This is a genomic window from Rhizobacter sp. P2_H2 (genome assembly GCF_056403375.1).
In genome coordinates this window covers 1-1,199 of the sequence record NZ_JBFUFP010001374.1, presented here as the reverse complement: position 1 = coordinate 1,199, position 1,199 = coordinate 1, and the positions used below count along the sequence as shown (strand labels likewise).

General features: G+C 58.0%; 1 protein-coding gene and 1 pseudogene. Both read right to left on the bottom strand.

Annotated elements, in window-relative coordinates:
- The coding region (locus AC1D15_RS33205; RefSeq protein WP_477829417.1) for a uracil-DNA glycosylase family protein at window positions 1-374 on the bottom strand (374 nt) is incomplete at its 3' end.
- A 45-nt stretch (window positions 375-419) separates the two neighbouring features.
- Window positions 420-1,199, bottom strand: a pseudogene (locus AC1D15_RS33200) (hypothetical protein); the annotation flags it as partial.

Here is a 1,199-nt window from a genome sequence, read left to right as displayed (position 1 = left end):
GGATGGAATGGAAAGACATTCCACAACAGCGGGGGCCGCTTAAGTCGGCCGAGAATGGCCCAGATCTCTGCTGCAGTACGCTCCGCAACAGCGGGTCCTTTCGTCGCTTTTGCAGCATCAGCGCCCGGGTAGATCCGCCCGAGCTGTCCGAGGTGAAGTTCGTCGGTCAAGGCCAATCCTGTCCGTCGTCCCCCCCGGTATCCCAGATCCCGGCCCATCCAGATGGTGTCAGTCTTCAGGTCGTCGATCGCTTGCAGATAGCGGCGCAAGTTTCTTCGACGCACTGATGGCCCATCCGCCAGATCGTGGACAGAACATCGGTGCCGATAGGGATTGAAGACGCCCTCAAGCTCAATATCGGCAAGGGTGTCCACGAAAACACGCGGGGTCATGAATTTTGGGACTTTCGTGGTGAAGCATCACTCGACCGCACCGCTTCCATGGGCAGCGAAGTCGGAATTCTCGAATGTTAAGGTCCGGTTGATCAGGTCAACGTGGACTGCGCCTCCACCGGCTTCGCGCAGCTGTCGGAACACTTGGAAGCCATCGAGGATCGCTCGCTCCCATTGCCACATTGGACAGTCTGCGACCTCGTAGCCCTCGACCATGTCGAGCACTTGCTTCAACATGTTGTAGTCCAGCCGCCCGATCGCTGTGTCACTGAAATCATCGCGCCGATGCGCATGATTGAAGATCCAGGTGGCGATGCCCTCTTCGATGATGATCGCCCTAGCGCCATCCTGGTTCTCATCAATGTCGGGGTCGCTTTTACGTTTGAGCTTCAGAAGCGCGCGAATCACTGGTGACCAACCGAGGTGCACGAGGTAGGCCAAGTGGAATACGTCGTGGAAGCGGTAACCGTCCGACTCTGTCCGGTTGTCGGTGAGGCGATCCCCGATGTTCACGCCGCGCAACTGTTGAACCACATATGGTTTCCCGCCAGGAGTCAACAGCTGAATGAAACGCATCGAGAAGTTGCGTGGAAATTGTTCCAAGGTCGATCGACCCTCATCAAAGAGCTGCGTGTGCGACGTTCCCTTCGGCGGCCATCTTGACTCGATCTTCCGCAGGTTCCCATTCGCAATGTCGGCAAAGCGCCGGCCGAAGAGCGCCCCCACCAGCACCATGTCGGCGAGGATCTTGCAAAGCATCTGAAGCGGACTCCCGGCGGCCAAATCCTTCTCGACGCTCTCCATGAG